Origin of the sequence: Streptomyces sp. NBC_00690, from assembly GCF_036226685.1 — a bacterium.
Lineage (GTDB): Bacteria > Actinomycetota > Actinomycetes > Streptomycetales > Streptomycetaceae > Streptomyces.
The window spans coordinates 8,793,819-8,808,587 of record NZ_CP109009.1 but is presented as its reverse complement, the minus strand read 5'-3'; the positions used below and the strand labels follow the sequence as shown (position 1 = coordinate 8,808,587).

At 66.5% G+C, this 14,769-nt stretch carries 15 protein-coding genes; 7 read left to right on the top strand and 8 right to left on the bottom strand.

What is annotated here, in order from left to right; translation table 11 throughout:
• Window positions 1–76: 76 nt before the first annotated feature.
• The gene (locus tag OID54_RS37470; protein WP_329027146.1) at window positions 77–1,051 is read right to left on the bottom strand and encodes a hypothetical protein; all 975 of its coding nucleotides are present in this window, start codon (window positions 1,049–1,051) and stop codon (window positions 77–79) included.
• Between the two features lie 217 nt (window positions 1,052–1,268).
• Here OID54_RS37470 and OID54_RS37465 point away from each other — a divergent pair, with 217 nt between their 5' ends.
• Complete coding sequence (locus tag OID54_RS37465) at window positions 1,269–1,766, top strand: hypothetical protein (RefSeq protein WP_329027144.1); 498 nt, start codon at window positions 1,269–1,271, stop codon at window positions 1,764–1,766.
• A gap of 95 nt (window positions 1,767–1,861) precedes the next feature.
• Here the strand turns inward: OID54_RS37465 and OID54_RS39335 are convergent, their stop codons facing one another.
• Window positions 1,862–2,173 carry a transposase gene (locus OID54_RS39335; RefSeq protein WP_443055743.1) on the bottom strand — a complete coding sequence of 104 codons (312 nt, stop codon included), beginning with the start codon at window positions 2,171–2,173 and terminating at the stop codon, window positions 1,862–1,864.
• A 303-nt stretch (window positions 2,174–2,476) separates the two neighbouring features.
• On the opposite strand from OID54_RS39335, the gene OID54_RS37460 reads away from it, so the two are divergent.
• The 6 genes from OID54_RS37460 to OID54_RS37435 all read left to right on the top strand — a co-directional run bounded on the left by OID54_RS37460 (window position 2,477) and on the right by OID54_RS37435 (window position 8,231).
• On the top strand, window positions 2,477–2,932 hold the full coding sequence (locus OID54_RS37460; protein WP_329027143.1) for an SUKH-4 family immunity protein: 456 nt from the start codon (window positions 2,477–2,479) through the stop codon (window positions 2,930–2,932).
• A 398-nt stretch (window positions 2,933–3,330) separates the two neighbouring features.
• Window positions 3,331–3,822, top strand: a complete 492-nt coding sequence (locus OID54_RS37455; RefSeq protein WP_329027140.1) for a Pycsar system effector family protein — start codon at window positions 3,331–3,333, stop codon at window positions 3,820–3,822.
• Between the two features lie 39 nt (window positions 3,823–3,861).
• Window positions 3,862–4,521: a Crp/Fnr family transcriptional regulator gene (locus tag OID54_RS37450; protein ID WP_329027138.1), complete on the top strand. Its 660-nt coding sequence runs from the start codon at window positions 3,862–3,864 to the stop codon at window positions 4,519–4,521.
• A 172-nt stretch (window positions 4,522–4,693) separates the two neighbouring features.
• Window positions 4,694–5,455 carry a hypothetical protein gene (locus OID54_RS37445; RefSeq protein WP_329027136.1) on the top strand — a complete coding sequence of 254 codons (762 nt, stop codon included), beginning with the start codon at window positions 4,694–4,696 and terminating at the stop codon, window positions 5,453–5,455.
• Window positions 5,452–7,476: a hypothetical protein gene (locus OID54_RS37440; RefSeq protein WP_329027135.1), complete on the top strand. Its 2,025-nt coding sequence runs from the start codon at window positions 5,452–5,454 to the stop codon at window positions 7,474–7,476. The genes OID54_RS37445 and OID54_RS37440 overlap by 4 nt, the downstream gene beginning before the upstream one ends.
• Window positions 7,473–8,231 carry a hypothetical protein gene (locus OID54_RS37435; protein ID WP_329027133.1) on the top strand — a complete coding sequence of 253 codons (759 nt, stop codon included), beginning with the start codon at window positions 7,473–7,475 and terminating at the stop codon, window positions 8,229–8,231. The genes OID54_RS37440 and OID54_RS37435 overlap by 4 nt, the downstream gene beginning before the upstream one ends.
• Before the next feature lie 563 nt (window positions 8,232–8,794).
• Here the strand turns inward: OID54_RS37435 and OID54_RS37430 are convergent.
• From OID54_RS37430 to OID54_RS37405, 6 genes are all read right to left on the bottom strand, one after another.
• Window positions 8,795–9,649, bottom strand: coding sequence for a hypothetical protein (locus tag OID54_RS37430; RefSeq protein WP_329027130.1), 855 nt, complete (start codon window positions 9,647–9,649; stop codon window positions 8,795–8,797).
• Window positions 9,636–9,992 (bottom strand): hypothetical protein, encoded by a 357-nt coding sequence (locus OID54_RS37425; RefSeq protein WP_329027128.1) that lies wholly within the window; start codon window positions 9,990–9,992, stop codon window positions 9,636–9,638. Before OID54_RS37425 ends, OID54_RS37430 begins: the two co-directional genes overlap by 14 nt.
• Before the next feature lie 69 nt (window positions 9,993–10,061).
• Window positions 10,062–11,075 carry an NAD(P)H-dependent glycerol-3-phosphate dehydrogenase gene (locus OID54_RS37420; RefSeq protein ID WP_329027126.1) on the bottom strand — a complete coding sequence of 338 codons (1,014 nt, stop codon included), beginning with the start codon at window positions 11,073–11,075 and terminating at the stop codon, window positions 10,062–10,064.
• Window positions 11,072–11,962, bottom strand: a complete 891-nt coding sequence (locus tag OID54_RS37415) for an SAM-dependent methyltransferase (protein WP_329027123.1) — start codon at window positions 11,960–11,962, stop codon at window positions 11,072–11,074. The genes OID54_RS37420 and OID54_RS37415 overlap by 4 nt, the downstream gene beginning before the upstream one ends.
• The gene (locus OID54_RS37410) at window positions 11,959–13,101 is read right to left on the bottom strand and encodes a YcaO-like family protein (protein ID WP_329027121.1); all 1,143 of its coding nucleotides are present in this window, start codon (window positions 13,099–13,101) and stop codon (window positions 11,959–11,961) included. The genes OID54_RS37415 and OID54_RS37410 overlap by 4 nt, the downstream gene beginning before the upstream one ends.
• Window positions 13,094–14,353: a TfuA-like protein gene (locus tag OID54_RS37405; protein WP_329027118.1), complete on the bottom strand. Its 1,260-nt coding sequence runs from the start codon at window positions 14,351–14,353 to the stop codon at window positions 13,094–13,096. Before OID54_RS37405 ends, OID54_RS37410 begins: the two co-directional genes overlap by 8 nt.
• Window positions 14,354–14,769: the final 416 nt, after the last annotated feature.

Genomic DNA, 14,769 nt, shown 5'->3' with positions numbered 1-14,769 from the left:
GCTACGCGGGGCGAATCACGGCTCAACCAAGCACCGCGCCCGGTCAAGCCGGCGGGCGCGGTGGGACAGGGCGGTCTCACATCGCGCGGTACCGAGCCTCGTGCCGGGCTAGGATCCGCTCGATCCGGTCCTCAATCCGGGCATGCAGGTCAGGGTGCTCCTTCCCGTAGGAACGGAACATTCCGGAGGAGAACCGGAGCTCAATGAGGGCTGTCCGCCCCGCGTCAGCAAATCGCATCATGTGCGCGGGAAGCGGCCCCCCGCTCGCGCCAAGGTCAGGAGCGACAGGCAGCCCGAACACCGGGTCCATCAGCGCTGCGACGAGCTGGTCCCGGTACTGGGGTGTCCCAGGGCGGAAATCGATCTCCATGCACCATCGGACGGGATCAGTGCCCAAGCCTTGCCATCCCGAGACCGCGTAGATGGGAGCGGCGTTGCGAAGGACGGCGATGCGGCGCAGGAACGCGCTCGCGCACCATGCCCCGTCGTAGAAACCCTTGCTCCATTGGTCGGTGTTCCATTGGGCGTCGTAGGCGGTTTCCTCAGCGGCCCAGGCCTCTGTCTCCCTCCAGAGCTGGCGCCAGCCGGGAACGGATTGGGCGGCCCGGTCCTTCGCGATCCGACGCCAGGCACTTCGGGGCATCCCTGTCAACCACAGCGACGTCCGCCGACCGGCGAGGTGGAGTTCGAGGCCGCGCTCAGTGATCTGGCGGATGCGCAGCCCCGGCATACCAGCGACCTCGGCGGTGTCCACCTCGTAGTCCGGCAGGAGCGCAATCAGCAGGGTCTTGCCGCGACTCTCGACCTCGACCTCAACTTCCAGGCTGGTCGGGCGGGGACGGACGCTGCGGATCCCGAACGGGAACTCGGTGAACCTGTTGTGGGATGTGAGAATGGTGCCGAATACGTCGGCCTCGAATTTCTGCTGCTCAAAGGTGGAGGCCGGTGGAATAGGCGGCTGCCCCAACCTGAGCCCGGAGTAGGCGAGCTGGTGGTTCTCGCCAGTGAAGCAACGGCGGCGGTCGGCTGTTCGGCTTGCTCGATTTCGCATGGGAGATCCTTGCTCCCGTACCTGCGGCCCGCGGCACGGCGCGTAGATGCCGTTCCCGTACAGAAATCCAAGCAGAGTGCTCGCGGAGCAAAGCCGTGCTCTTTCGGTCCTGCGTCGAGCGTCTCATGGGCCGCGACACTCTGAGGATCCACGGCCCTCCTGAGCCGAGAACATTCACGATACCGGAACATGCCGACCAAGCCCGCATAGCAGCGGCATGGGCCACGTACTTGCCCTGCCGCAGCCGGCGCAATTGCCCCAACCGGCCCTGGGTGGATACAGCTACATGGAGGAAGTGGAGGAGTTCCTAGCCACTTGCGCATGGCGGCTCGTGGCGGAGACCCGCCGCTCAAAGCAGTTGCTCGACGATGAGTTGCTTTTGCATTTCCGCTGGACGGACACGTCACTGCTCGGCGCGCTTGAGGTGTCGCAGGACCTAGCCGACGACCTCGACCTGGCCTGCCGGGAAGCTCTGGCACTGTCCACGGCGGTGGCTGCCGTGGAAGAAGCAAGCACCGACTTCCGGGGAGCCGACCTTCAGTCGGTCGACTTGGACGGAGTCGACCTTGAGGGCATTCGGTGGGACACAGCCACCAACTGGCCTGCGGAGTGGAAGGAACGTATCTGGAGGGCATCACTGGCCGTCGACACAGGACACGGGGAACTGATCGTCGGCGCAGAACCCCGCGACAGCACGGTTCCGGTGGACATCTGAGCAGACGCCGCTGGCGACTGGCCGAGGCACGGCTGGTGTAGCCCAGAACCCGGGGCGGGCACAGAGAGTGCAGCGAGCGGCCCTCGTGCGACCGGTCACGTCGAGAGGCGCCGAGGGTTGCACACCGGTGTATCCCTGCTGCGGCGTTCAACATCACGGTGTCGGCCTGGGCGAGCAGGGCGGTGAACACACGCGCCCAGGGTGCCGTCGGCGGCCCACTTCCGCAGCCGGTTGTGGGCACCCTTCCACGAGCCAAAGTGCTCGGGCAGGTCCATCCGCGGGTTCCCGGTGCGGAACTTGAAGGCGATCGCGTCGATCACCTGCCGGTGATCACTCCAACGGCCACCCTGCTTCGGAGGCCGGTCCGGCAGTATCGGCTCGATCCTCGCCCACTGGGCGTCAGCCACCGACACACATCAACCAACGACCAGATGACCTGAAGGCTACTGCTCAACTGTCTTGGCGCTGCTGACGCTCTCGAAGTCGTCGCACACGCCTGGCGTGCTGCCCAGCCTGCGACCTCTGTGCACGATCAATCGAAAGCACCTGGGGGTCCGTCGCGCGCTCGTACAGCTCAACCTCGAAAGGGTCCGCGTCCGCCTCGACGAGCCGGGCCAGGGCGTCCCGATCCTGATCAGCTGTCGGACGGGCTCGGACCTCGACCCTCCATGCCTGGCCACTCGCCTCGGCTTCGTCCATCTCGCCAATATATGCGCGGGCAGCAACGTGCGAAGTCCGCCTGGACCAAGATCCCAAAGAAGCTCCCTTGCCCCGGTCACCGCTCGCCGGGGCAAGGGGGCGGCGCCATCACCATCGGAAGCCGCTTCGACCTGCACGGACTGCAGTGCCCCCCGGAAAGCCGGACATGGTGGAGCCTGGGCTACCTGTTCACCTCACTCCTCGCACTCGACCCCGCGACAGGGAAGGTCTACGCCTTCCCCGAAGGATCCCTTGGCTACATCGAGCTGCACCGGGACATCGAATCCCTCGCCTTCGCCCTCATCGAGCTACGCAAAGTCGAGATCGACCACGACAACGACGCCGACCCTGAAGACCTGGCAACCCGATTCCGCGAGACCGTCGAAGCCTTCGACCCCACCCCGTTCACCGACGAAGACTCCCAATGGAACCTCTCACTCGAAGAACTCGAACAAGGCATCTGGTAACACAACAGGACCTTCAACCCCCGCCCAAAATTCCGCGAAGGAACGAGTCCGGGGACTGCGGCGGTATCGGGTGTGGGGAATGCCGACAATGACCGGGAGCCAGATCACGGTGACTGCTGAAAGCTTCTAGCGATCAATCCGTTCTTGCTGACGCAGACCATCACTAAAGGTTGCACTGGATGGCATGAAATAACCGCACTCCCGGCTTGGGAATCTGCCCAAACTCCTGTTGGCGATCTCGGGGATCCATCGGCTGACAGCATTGTGATCCGCCGAACATGGCTGGTGCCTACTGATGGGCACCCTCGCCGGGAGCATGCCCCCACCGTGGACACATGTCGCAACGGTTCTGCGTTGGTGGGAGGAATTCCTTGTCCGAAGCGGGCGAAGAGTCACGAGTGGTCGCGTACAACCTGGCGGAGAGGAAGCTCGGCACTAGGGGTGCGGAGATGTTTATGGAGGTGCAGCGGGCCGATGGGAAGGCGGCGGCTCTGTGCGCGGTCGCCGGAGGCCTACTGGCTGTCGCGGGTGCCGGCATGTCGGGGCTGGCTGCCAATTCAGGCCTGCTCATGGCCGTCTTGGCGTGTTCTTGTGTTCTTCTCGGTTCGGCGTTAGTGGCCGCGTTGCTCGCTATCCGCCCAGTGCTTCCTAGTGGCCGTGCTCTGACGGGGTTGGAGAGGGTTAGTGCTGGGTCGGCTGCCGAGGAGATCGTGGCGGCATTTCACGCCATGAGTTGTCGGGATCATCTACAGCTGGAAGCAGACCGCTTGTCGCTGCTGGCTGGTCTCGCTGCGAGGAAGTTCTGGGCGATCAAGGTGTCTGTTGATCTGATCGTGGCGGCAATCCTAGTGGCCGGAATCGGGCTGTTGATCACCTATGTCACTGCTTGAGAGCATTCTCCGTGACGGGTACCGCACGTCAGGGGGATCATGTATCAGCCACATGCAAGCGTGATCGGTGACCGGTTGTGGGCAAAGCTGCGTGCGCTGGCACCTGAGCGCCTACGACCAGCCCGAAGCATGCTCCTGCGCCAGGGAGACCCGGGAACACAGGTGATCCTGTTGGCTTCCGGGTCGACGCTCGTCACCCTGGTCGGAGCGCACGGGCAAAGGACCCTGCTGGCCGTGCGTGGTGCCGGGGAGTTACTGGGTGAGCTGGCGGTTCTCGATGCGCAACCGCGCACGGCTTCGGTCATAGCGGCCGAGCCGTGCCGTGTTCATATCATCCCGGCATCCGACTTTCTCACCTTCGTGGAGAAGCACGGGCTCCTGGCTCCACTGCTGCGACATGCCATTGCCCGTGTCCGTGAGGCAGAGGCAGTCAGGCTTGAGTTTGCGACAGCTCCTGTACCCGTGCGGCTGTCAGGTGCACTGGCTCGGCTGGCTCGTTCTTCCTCTGCCACTGGCTCCGAGCATGTGGTGAGGCTGACGCAGGAAGAACTGTCCCAGCTCATCGGCGCGTCCCGCAACGCCGTGGGCTCTGCCATCAAGCCGTGGCGGGAGCAGGGTTGGCTCGACACCGAGGCCGGTGGCGGACTCCTCATCCGCGACATGGCTTCCATCCAGGAACACGCCGATCGGCAGAGGTGACGGAGGACACCGTGGTGGTGCCCAATGGAGGGCATCACCACACTGACGGCTACGCCAGCATCAGCGACGCAGGCCAACTCCTGTTTTTCGAAAGTCTGGTGACTCCTTGAAGACCGCTGATGCGTCCGCAGAGTTCGATGTACCGCCAGAGCACTCTCTCCTGGTCATCGACATGAAGAACTACAGCCAACTCCCCGAAGCGAAAATGGCAGTCGTGCGCTCGGATCTCGATGACGTCTTGGCCACCGTGTTCATCGAGAGCGACCTGCCCGACCCGCGCTCGCTCGGCAACGCGTACAAGGACACTGGCGATGGCGCCATCATTGTGCTGCCCGCCCGGCAGGTGGCACGGCTCGTCGACCCGCTGCTCGGACATCTGAACGACGCTCTTGGTCGGTACCACAGGATGCGGCTGGCCAGCGCCCCAGCGATCCGGCTGCGGGCCAGCGTTCACGTTGGCCCGCTCACGCCCGACGACCACCGCGGTGACGCGATCAACGAGGCCTGCCGACTGGTGGACAGTCAGGAAGCACGCCAGGCGTTGGCGGCAGCCATCGCCAACAGCTCCTTCCTTGCCGCTGTCATCTCTGAGGCGGCGTTTCGTCGAACAGTCAGCGCCGGCCGCACACCATCCCTGGACAAGCGCCACTTCCTTAAAGCCACGGCACGCGTCCTCAGCAAAGGAGGTTTCGAACAACCCTGCAGGATCTTCGTACCCCACGTGACACCTGCCGAGATCAGTCTCCACCTCACCGGCAGGAAGGAGGAGGCGTCCCCGTCGCAGCAGACCTTCGACGCCCAGCCGAGTGAGAACGGGCCTACCGCTGCCCTCAAGCCTCAGAGCGTGGTGAAGCAGAAGGCCAAGGCGAAGGGCCGTGCGCGGGTGGTGCAGGTAGGAGGCAATCAGATCACCAACAAAGGAGAGCGGTCATGAGTGCACAAAAAGGCATCGAGACCGGGACGGTGCAGCGAGCCAAGGCCTCTGGGCATGCGCACGTGACGCAGGTAGCCGGAGACTACGAGGAGCACCACCACCAGTACGTGCGCGGTTGGGACTACCTGGGCAGTACCCGAGTGGACAGTCACGAGTTGGATCGCCTGAAACACACCTTCGTCGACGCACCAGGTGCCAGCGGGCAGGGCCAGGTGGCTGAAGCGGTGCGTTTGCTCCGCCGCCCGGACAGGCGGTGCAATGTGTTGACCCTGGTCGGCGACGCGGGCTCGGGCCGGCGCACCGCGGCGCTGCGGGTGCTTCGTGAAGTGGGTGTGGCCAAGGAGCGGATCCGCTGGCTGATGCTGGACTGGGACCGTCCGCGCATTGATCAGATCCCCCACACCAAGGGACATGGCTTCGTACTGGATCTGACGGGCTACCGGTCGCTTGCCGAGGACTTCTACACAGGGCTGGCTGACTACCAGAGGGAAGCGGCAGCCGCTGAAGCTGTACTGATCATCCTTGCCGTCCCAGAAACGTGGGCTCCAGGGCCCTTGTCCACGGTGCCCAGCGTGCGCCTGTCCCGTCCAGCGGCCAAGGATGTCGCCGAGGCCCATCTACGGCATCTGGCGCCCGAACGACTTGATTGGCTAGTGAAGGCTCCGCTCGGCAACCTGCTCACGGAATCGGCGCATCCCTCCGACGCCGCTCGCTTGGCGACGCTTGTCACCGAGGCGCAAGGAGACGCCCCAGAATCGATCGAGGAGGAATTCACGGAGTGGAAGGCGCACTTGCGGGACTGGTTCGAGCGGCATTGCGGCCCTGAGGACCTGCGTGAGCGTGCCCTGTTGATTGCTACGGCTCTGCTGGAAGGCGTGCCCGCCGACATCGTCATGAGGGCGGCCGACCAACTCTTTGTGAAGGTCAAAGGGGTCCTACCGCCAGGCGGTGCACTTGCCGGCCAAGACCTGGACGGGCGGCTCAATGCGATTGGCGCCTGCCAGGTCGGCGAGGGCATCTCACTGGACGCCAAGCGTCACGGGCTGGCCGAAGCCGTTTTGAAGCATGTCTGGCAGCAGCGGCCACCACTGCGGCAGGCGCTCCTGGAGTGGGCTTCGGACATCAGCGCTCCACAAGGAGTTGCCGTGCAGCATCTCCAGCGCATCGCGGGATCCCTGGCACGGATGTCCCTGCTCCCAGGAGGCACAACCGTGCAGTCCGTAGCGAGCGGGTGGATTGAAACGGGACGGACCGCCCATCGACGACTCGCCGTCGAAATCCTGGAGGCCATGGCCCTTCATCCCGTCACCGGCGTCGGAGTGCGCAAGCAACTGTACGACTGGGCGCATCAGAAGAACACCAGCGAAGCGCTGGCCACAGCGGTAGCCGAGATCTGCTCCGGCAGGCTGGGCGAGACCTATCCGCGTGTGGCCATGACACGGCTACGCCTGCTGGCCACGAGGCCCGACGGAAGAGGCCGCGAAGCGGCCGCCGACGCAGTACGCATCCTGGCAGGCGCCGCTGAGAAACGGGTCCTCGTCCTGTCCGAGATCGTCGCCTGGTCCGAGTCGCCGGACGGAATCATGCGCCAGGCAGGAGCGGGTACGTTCCTGGCGCTGACCGACATCACCAGCGACCAACTCTTCCCACTACCTGCCTCCGAGGAAACCTCTGGCACCTCGACCAATACACCGGCCGAGCATCTGTTCACCCGAGGGTGGCGCGCCGCACTGCTGGAGCCCGCCACAGCCGACGCGGCCCACGACCGTCTGTCGGCTTGGCTGGACTCCCCCAAGCTCTCTGACGACCAAGTCCTCCCCTTGGCAGCGGCAGTGCTCCGAGGACGCTTGGGCCGGCCGCGGGCCGCGGAGTTGCTGGTGGGCTCCTCAGCCAGCACCGGACTAGGCCAGGACCGGCGCCGGGCGCTGCTCGACCAACTGCTCTCCGAGCAAGCAACCCCCGCAACGGGGCTCGAACAACACATCGAACTCGTTACCCAAGATGCCTCCTCGGCGTCGTGAGCATCCCCTTTTGGCCCCGCCGAACCCTCAAGTCAACCTCGCCCGACACCGACTCGACCCATCCGGTCATCGTGAAGGACGAGCGGATACCCAGCCAGGTCTCCAGTGTGTTCTTCACTGTGGGGATCAACGGAGCGTGGCGTCCGACGGACGGCGAAGCATCCGACCACCATCAACTCGCGACACAGGCACGCCACCACCTCCGCCAACGCGTCGGCCGCGTCCTAGTCCGACACTCCGTTCTCCACCTCGCTGCGGCCCAAGACGCGGCCAACACCGCTCTGATGCCATGGCAAAGCCCGGACACCGGGCCTGAGCTGACCGGGTCGGTACAGCTCACCGCCTCGCCCCAGGACCGTGACCTGGCGGAGAAGCACCTGCGCCAACGGCGCACCGCCGATCTTGAGCACGAGAACGAACTCAACCGTCTGGCTCACCTGCAGCACGTGCTCGCCGATCCCGACCTGCGTCGGGTGTGGTGGATTGCCCAGTACCCGGACCGGTTCAGCGAACTGGATCAACTGGCCCAAGCCCTGGAGGGCTTGGCAAGCCCGTACGAGCCCGAAGAGGACGGTGTCCGCAGCGACATCAGGCGCTTCACCGAGCAGCTCGTCACCGTCCTCCACACACCCGAACAGCTGCACGTCTTCCTCAAAGCCCTCACCCAGGCATTGCGCACACTCGGCCACCACGACCTGCAAACATCCGCTACCCGATGGCAGACCCAAGAAGAACCGGGGAGCACACCGCCATGAACCTATGCACCACCAGATGGCTGCTGGCTCCACTACGACAGTGGCGCACGCGTCGCCTTATGGCTCAACACGGGTCAACGCTGCCATACGACACGGCGTGGGCACTGATTACCCTGGTCAGTGCTCCGGACGAAGCTGATCTGGTCCGTGCCTGGGCCAACGAGAGCTTCCACGATACGCCGGGGGTGCACTACGACCAGCCGGGGGTGCACTACGACCAATGGCACCAGTTGAGCGAGGCAGAGCAGATACGCCGCCGCCGGTGGCTACACCGACATGGACACTCCCCCATCCGAATCCTGCACTTGGGCTTGGACGGCGATCTCATCAAGAGCGCCGGGATCCACGTCCTCGATTGGGCTGCCCCACCCCCACTTCCTTAACCCGCACACAGAAAACCCTTGGGCAGGGCGTCTGTTGCGAGTCAGCAGGTGACAACGAGCGTCATAGAGGCGGGGCACCGTTCAGACCGTCAGAGCAACCGGCCGCCAGCCCAGCAACGGGACAGACCGTCCAGAGTGAGCGAAACCCACCGCGCAGCGCCTTCATCGACTGGCAGTCAGTCAGGCCGCGAAGGCGAAGTAGGTGCCGAGGGTGAGGCCGGAGAAGGTGATGAGCTGGCGGGGCTTGAGGCAGGTGAAGGCTGCGTGCATACCTATGCCAGCGATGACGGCGTACGGCATCGTCTGTGGGATGAGCAGTGCGGGTGGCAGCGCGATCTCTGCTGCGATGACGGTGGCGGCGACTACGCGCCAGATCTGGATGTCCCGGTGCGTGAGGTTGCCCCCGTGGCGGCGAATTGGGCTGGGGAGGGCGTATTGGCGCCGGTAAGGGAGCTGGTTTCTGATCTGGGTGTAGACGTGGACCCACTGAGCGAGGTAGAGGCCGCTGCGGAACTGCGGAGAGCGGAACTTCTGCCAGGCGCTGTTCCAGTAGATGTCGGTGGTGACGAGGACGAGGAGGCACTGGGCCCAGGTGTTCGCGGTGCTATGGCCTTGTTCGATGTGGAGGCCGTGGCCCAGATCCCCGGCGAGCAGGAGGCAGGTGCCGGTCAGCAGGGTGTAGCGGACGGCGTTGGGGCTCTTGAGGTAGAGGAGTTCCATGGCGGCACCGGCCAGGGTGAGCAGGAGGGCCGGCCTGGGTGCGGGACCGACGGTCAGGGCGAGGGCGGCGGCTGTGCGGATGATCAGTGCGGGTCTGTAGCAGGTGGTCAACAGTCGGGCCCTGGCTGGTCCGAGGCGTTGTTCTGCCAGGTGGGTGCTGAGTGAGTCGGGGGTGAATCGGTTCCAGCCTCCCTGGCCGAAGGCGAGGGCGAAGCGCAGGGTGCATACGGTGCCGAAGACAATGCGGAACCACTGGAGGCGTGCGGGGTCGGTGGGGTGTTGGAAGCCTGAGGCGAGGGCGTCAAAGAACCACACGGTTGTGCCTCACTTCCATGGGCTGGTCTCCGTGGGCGGACAGGACGCGGCCGTGTCCGTCGATGCGGCTGTAGTGGCCGCTGGAGGTGAGGTGGGCGATGATCACCTGGAGTTGGGGAGGGCCGAGGATGAAGCTGCCTGGGGAGAGGTAGTGGTAGGCGTTGACAGGCTCGGTGCGCCCGTCCTTGGTGGTGCCGGTGAGAGTGACGATGGTGAAGGTGGCCCGGCAGAACATTTTCCAGCGCAGCCAGCGGCCGGGCAGGCGGGTGAAGCCGGTGATCATCCAGGTGGTCAGGGCGAGGGTGGCGGCGATCTGGACAGCGGACAGCACGGATGGGTGCATGGCAAGGAGCCTCCGGATGTGGAGGGTGAAGGTGCTGGGGGGCTGGCCCCGTGGTGGGGCGCCCGGGGGTCAGTGCTCGGGCTTGGGAGGCCGCTGCATCAGCGCGGCCCCGGCCTCATCGAGGGTGACCTTCTCGTGGAGCAGGGCGGAGATCACTTCTGTGATCGGCATCTCGACGTTGTGGGCATGGGCCAGGGCGAGGATCGCGTCCGCGGACTTGACGCCCTCGGTGGTCTGCCGGGTAGCGGCTGTCGCTTCCTCAACGCTCAGGCCCTGGCCGAGATGGGTACCGAAGGTGCGGTTGCGAGAGAGCGGCGAGGTGCAGGTGGCCACCAGGTCACCCAGGCCGGCAAGGCCGGAGAGGGTGGCCGGGTGAGCGCCCATGGCCACGGCCAGCCGGGTGGTCTCCGCCAGTCCCCGGGTGATGAGCATGGCCGCGGCGTTGTCCCCCATGCCCATGCCCGAGGCGATACCGACCGCCAGCGCGATGACGTTCTTCACCGCGCCGCCCAGTTCGCAGCCGATGACGTCGCTGCTGGTGTAGGGCCGGAAGTACGGGGTGTGGCAGGCCTGCTGAATGCGTCGGGCAGTGTGCTCGTCGGGGCAGGCGACGGTGGCGGCCGCGGGTAGGCCGTTCATGATCTCGCGCGCCAGGTTCGGCCCCGACAGCACCGCGACCCGGTCCGCGCGCACGCCGGTGACCTCGGTGATGACCTGGCTCGCCCGCTCCCCGCTACCCAGCTCGATGCCCTTCATCAGCGACACGATCACCGTGCCGGGCGCGATGTGCGGTGCCCATACAGCGAGGCTGGCCCGGAGGGACTGCGCAGGGATGGAGAGCACCAGGAAGTCCGCGCCGTGCAGCGCGGCGGCCGGTTCGGTCGTGGCCGTCAGGGAGGCGGGTAGGTCGATGTCGGGGAAGTAGCCGGGGTTGCGGTGGCGGGTGTTGATCGCGTCCGCGATCTCGCTACGGCGGGCGTGCACGACGACATCGGTGCCGGCATCGGCCATGACCTTGGCGACGGCAGTGCCCCAGGACCCGGCCGAGAATACTGCCGCTCGGCCAAAACGGTGCTGGCTCACTGCGGGGTCCTCTCCCTGGGCTCGTGCCCGCTCCCAGAGCGTCGAGCGGGCCCGGACATCGTATCGGCCGCGCAGTCCCTGCTCCGAACATCTTCGGAGCGCAGCAGGGTCAGCAGGACCGCTCGGCGGCCCGGCAGCGTGGGCAGTGTGTGGTGCGCTTCGTGGAGCATGTTCCGCGCCGGTGTTTCTCCCAGTTCATGGCGTAGTTCGTCGGCGTGGGCGATCCACAGGCGGTAGAGCCGGTCCCACATCGCGGGCTCGTGGGGGCGCTCGTCCACGTGCTCCACGGTGAGGCCTACGGTGCGGGCTTGTTTCTCCCAGGCGGTGGCTGTGTTCTGCCGTGAGGCCCGGGTGAGGACCAGGCGGCCGCCCGGGGCCAGGATGCGGGCGAGTTCGCGCAGCGCGGCTTGGCGGTCGGTGGCGCGGCCGAGGGCGTCCACGCACACGATGCCCTGGGCGAGGGAGTCGGGCAGGCCGGTGTCTTCCAGGTCGGCGGTCCGGAATGCGGCCCGGTCGGCGGGCAGGCCGAATCGGGGGCGCCGGGCGGTGGCTTGGGCGATGGCCGCTGGGGACAGGTCGAAGCCTTCGAGGCGCAGGTTCAGGGCTCGGGCGAGCCAGAGGCCGATGCCTCCGGTCCCGCAGCCCGCGTCGACGAGGAGCTGGCCCGGGCGCATCCTCAGGCGGGCGGTCATGAGTCCGAGCAGGGGTATGTCGCAGGAGCTGGAGGCGGCGATCTCGGTCGGGTAGTCCTCACCTAGAGCTTGGGCGTAGAGGCGGGAGACGAGGTCGCTGTGGGCGCGGGCGGTGTGGAAGGCGTCGTAGGAGGCTGAGCGCTGTCCGGTATGTATGGGGTGTATGCCGGGGGTCGTCGGGGTGGTGGGGTTCATCGGGGCATCGACCTTCTGGTCCGGGAGCGGGTGCCGGGGCAGATGGCCTGCACGGCCTGGACCGGTGCGGCTGGGTCGGACAAGTGCAGGGCCAGTGGCTCGTGCCCGGTGACACGGGCGAGGCGCCGGGCCACGTCGATGGTCTGTTCGGCGAAACTGCCACCGGCCGTCGTGGAAGTGTCCGCAGGCTCTGGCCACGGTGCGAGCCTGGTGTTTGTGGGCGGGTGAATGGGTGGGGTGTCAATGTGGGCCCGGTCGCTGGGGAGGTCGTCCCGGGTGCCGGCGATGGCGGTCAGCCGAGACTGTGCGGCCTCGGTCAAGGCACGGGTCAGTGCGATCTCCGGGGTGGTGTGGCAGCCGCCGCCGGCGAAGACAGCCGGATAGTCCTCCGACCACAGGTAGGCCACGCACACCGGGAGTTCGTAGGGGCCGTCCACCAGGGCGATCTCCAGTGCCATGCCCGCGGCCGTGATCCGGTCGATCACCTGTCGGCCGTGGGGGTCTTGGACCGTTGCGGGCTCGATGAGGGTGCGGTGCCGGCCGCCGGATTGCCCGTCCCGGAACAGGACGTCTCGCTCCACTACTTCCAGCAGTGCGTGGAGCAGTGCCTCATCCCGGCTGTTGCCGCATGCCAGTCCGGTGCTGGTGGCGCGCAGCAGGTCCGGGCTCCATGGTGGTCGCTGTGCCCGGCGGCGTACCAGGTCGACGGGCAGGAGGGTGTCCTTGTGGCTGATCAGGCCGGTGGCGGGTGTCCAATCCCACTGCATGCGGGTGACGGTGGGCCCGGGGTGCGGTGCGGTCAGTGGGAGTGCGGTGACGGGGCAGTCGGGGGCGACCTCGGCGGCCGGTCCGCGGGCGGTGATGGGCAGCGGCTGCTCGGCGTGCCAGAGTTCGATCGCTTCCATGACGGCCGACAGTTTGGCCAGGAGGTGGGTGGCTCCCTTGCCCTGGGTTGTGCTCAGGGTCAGTGAGTCGGGCCGGATCGCTGTCCAGACGGGTAGTCCGATGCAGTCGAGGCCGGTGAGGTCGGCAAGGCGGGTGATGCCGTAGTGGGGCAGGTGGCTGGCAATGGTCTCCCAGGTCGACTCGGGGGCGCGGGAGCGGACTGTGCCAGGCAGTTTGACCGGTTCGTCAGTCATGGGCCGTCTCCGTCAGCTTGGTGGCCTGGTTCATCTCGTCCAGCAGTCCGGGCACGAGTCGTTTGGCTTTCTCGACGGCGCGGGCGGCGCAGTCCAGTCCTCGTGCGGAGGCTTCTGTATCGAGTTGGAGGGCGGGGCAGTGCCACATGCGTTGCAGGAGGCTGCGGGTGAGGTCGTCGCGTACTGCTGCGATCTGGAATCCGGGTCGGCTGTGGCGGGCGTAGGCGAGGGTTCGTGCGTAGTGGGCGACGGCTTGGCGGTCTTGTTCGCTCTCGCCTGCCAGGAGCAGGGCGAGGGTGGTTTGGTCTCGCAGGTCTACCGGAGGGCGGAAGACACGGTGGGCCGGCAGGCCGTCGGTGACCTGGGCCAGGCGCACCCTCAGCGGTAGGCCTGGCGCGCCGTCGGGGGGTTGGAGGGAGCGGTGTTCGAGGTAGGCCGTCCAGCGTGTGGGGAACGCCGGGTCGAAGACCTGCTGGTAGATCAGGCGATCCTCGGTGGGCAGGTCCAGTCCGCACACGCGGTCGTGGGCGAAGGTGTTGGACCATCGTCTGTAGTAGGCCGTGTCCCATACGGGTGGCCGGTGGGGGGTCTGGTCGGTCGGTGTTGCGCTGTTGTTGAGGGCGGTGCGTACCGCGGTGAGGGCGTCGGCTCGTTTGAGGTCGCCGAAGTGCGGGTCTGTTCGGCGCTGGTCGGTCAGCCACTGGGCGAACTGCGTCTCGTTTCGGCGGCGGCAGACGGCGCGTATGGCGGCTGTGGTGCGCTGCGGGTAGTAGACCGCGTGGAGTTCGGTGAGAAGTCCCGTGGCCCGTTCGCCGTCGACGATGCCGGCGGTACGGGCCAGTTGGAGGGTGTGTCGGAGGTTGACGACCGGCCAGGTCAGCGACTCCTCTTCGCCGTCGGGGGCCTGTCCGACCGCTACTTCGTCGTCGCCGTGGATCTCTCCCCGGGCGTAGGAGGTGTAGATGCTGCCGATGCCGAGCATCCCGAACGGTGCGAGTTCGGCTGCTCTCAATGCGCCGATGCTTGCCGCTCCGATCATGTGGACGCCGCGGGCGATCGCGGCGAGGATCTCTTTGTGCCGCAGGGCTGGGGTCTGGTGATAGAGCCCGTCGATGATCAGCACGGTGTCGCCGGGGCGGATCGCGGTGTCGAACAGGTCTCCGTGCCGCGCGGGTGGGCGGATCCGGATGTCTGGTGTGGCGAGCTGAGGTTCGGATGCGGGCAGTGTCGGCCCGGTGAAGACGTGGATCACTGCGCTCTCCAGGAGGCCAGCGTCAGGGGCGCCCCTCCCCGAAGTGGGTAGGTGCGGGCAGGGGCGCCGGGTTCAGGACGTGGGGAAGGTCTACTCCTCGTCTTCGACGTCGACGGCGATCACCACAGGCCTGGTGATGTCCGCCGCTTCGTGCGCCGGTATCGGCGAGTTGGCGGCGGCGATGGCGGACTTGGACTGCTCCATGAGTCTTCTCCTTGAGTGGTGCGGGTTCGATGGGTGCGGGTGATGGGCGCCGTCCTTGAGGCGCAGGGAGGCCGTGTGAGGTTCTCCCTTTCTCGTACGGCGCCGTTGAGGCACCCGGGCCGAAGCCTTGCGCGGGGGTCCGGGACCGGGTGGCTTGCTGTGTTGGACCATCACACCGTCCGGGCAGTCAGCCCGGTATCACGTTCTGTTAG

What these genes read in the sequence shown, in the direction of transcription:
- OID54_RS37470 (WP_329027146.1), bottom strand. Translation starts at nt 1,051, where the DNA reads ATGCGAAATCGAGCAAGCCGAACAGCCGACCGCCGCCGTTGCTTCACT.
- OID54_RS37465 (WP_329027144.1), top strand. Translation starts at nt 1,269, where the DNA reads ATGGGCCACGTACTTGCCCTGCCGCAGCCGGCGCAATTGCCCCAACCG.
- OID54_RS37460 (WP_329027143.1), top strand. Translation starts at nt 2,477, where the DNA reads ATGCGCGGGCAGCAACGTGCGAAGTCCGCCTGGACCAAGATCCCAAAG.
- OID54_RS37450 (WP_329027138.1), top strand. Translation starts at nt 3,862, where the DNA reads ATGTATCAGCCACATGCAAGCGTGATCGGTGACCGGTTGTGGGCAAAG.
- OID54_RS37445 (WP_329027136.1), top strand. Translation starts at nt 4,694, where the DNA reads ATGAAGAACTACAGCCAACTCCCCGAAGCGAAAATGGCAGTCGTGCGC.
- OID54_RS37440 (WP_329027135.1), top strand. Translation starts at nt 5,452, where the DNA reads ATGAGTGCACAAAAAGGCATCGAGACCGGGACGGTGCAGCGAGCCAAG.
- OID54_RS37425 (WP_329027128.1), bottom strand. Translation starts at nt 9,992, where the DNA reads ATGCACCCATCCGTGCTGTCCGCTGTCCAGATCGCCGCCACCCTCGCC.
- OID54_RS37415 (WP_329027123.1), bottom strand. Translation starts at nt 11,962, where the DNA reads ATGAACCCCACCACCCCGACGACCCCCGGCATACACCCCATACATACC.
- OID54_RS37410 (WP_329027121.1), bottom strand. Translation starts at nt 13,101, where the DNA reads ATGACTGACGAACCGGTCAAACTGCCTGGCACAGTCCGCTCCCGCGCC.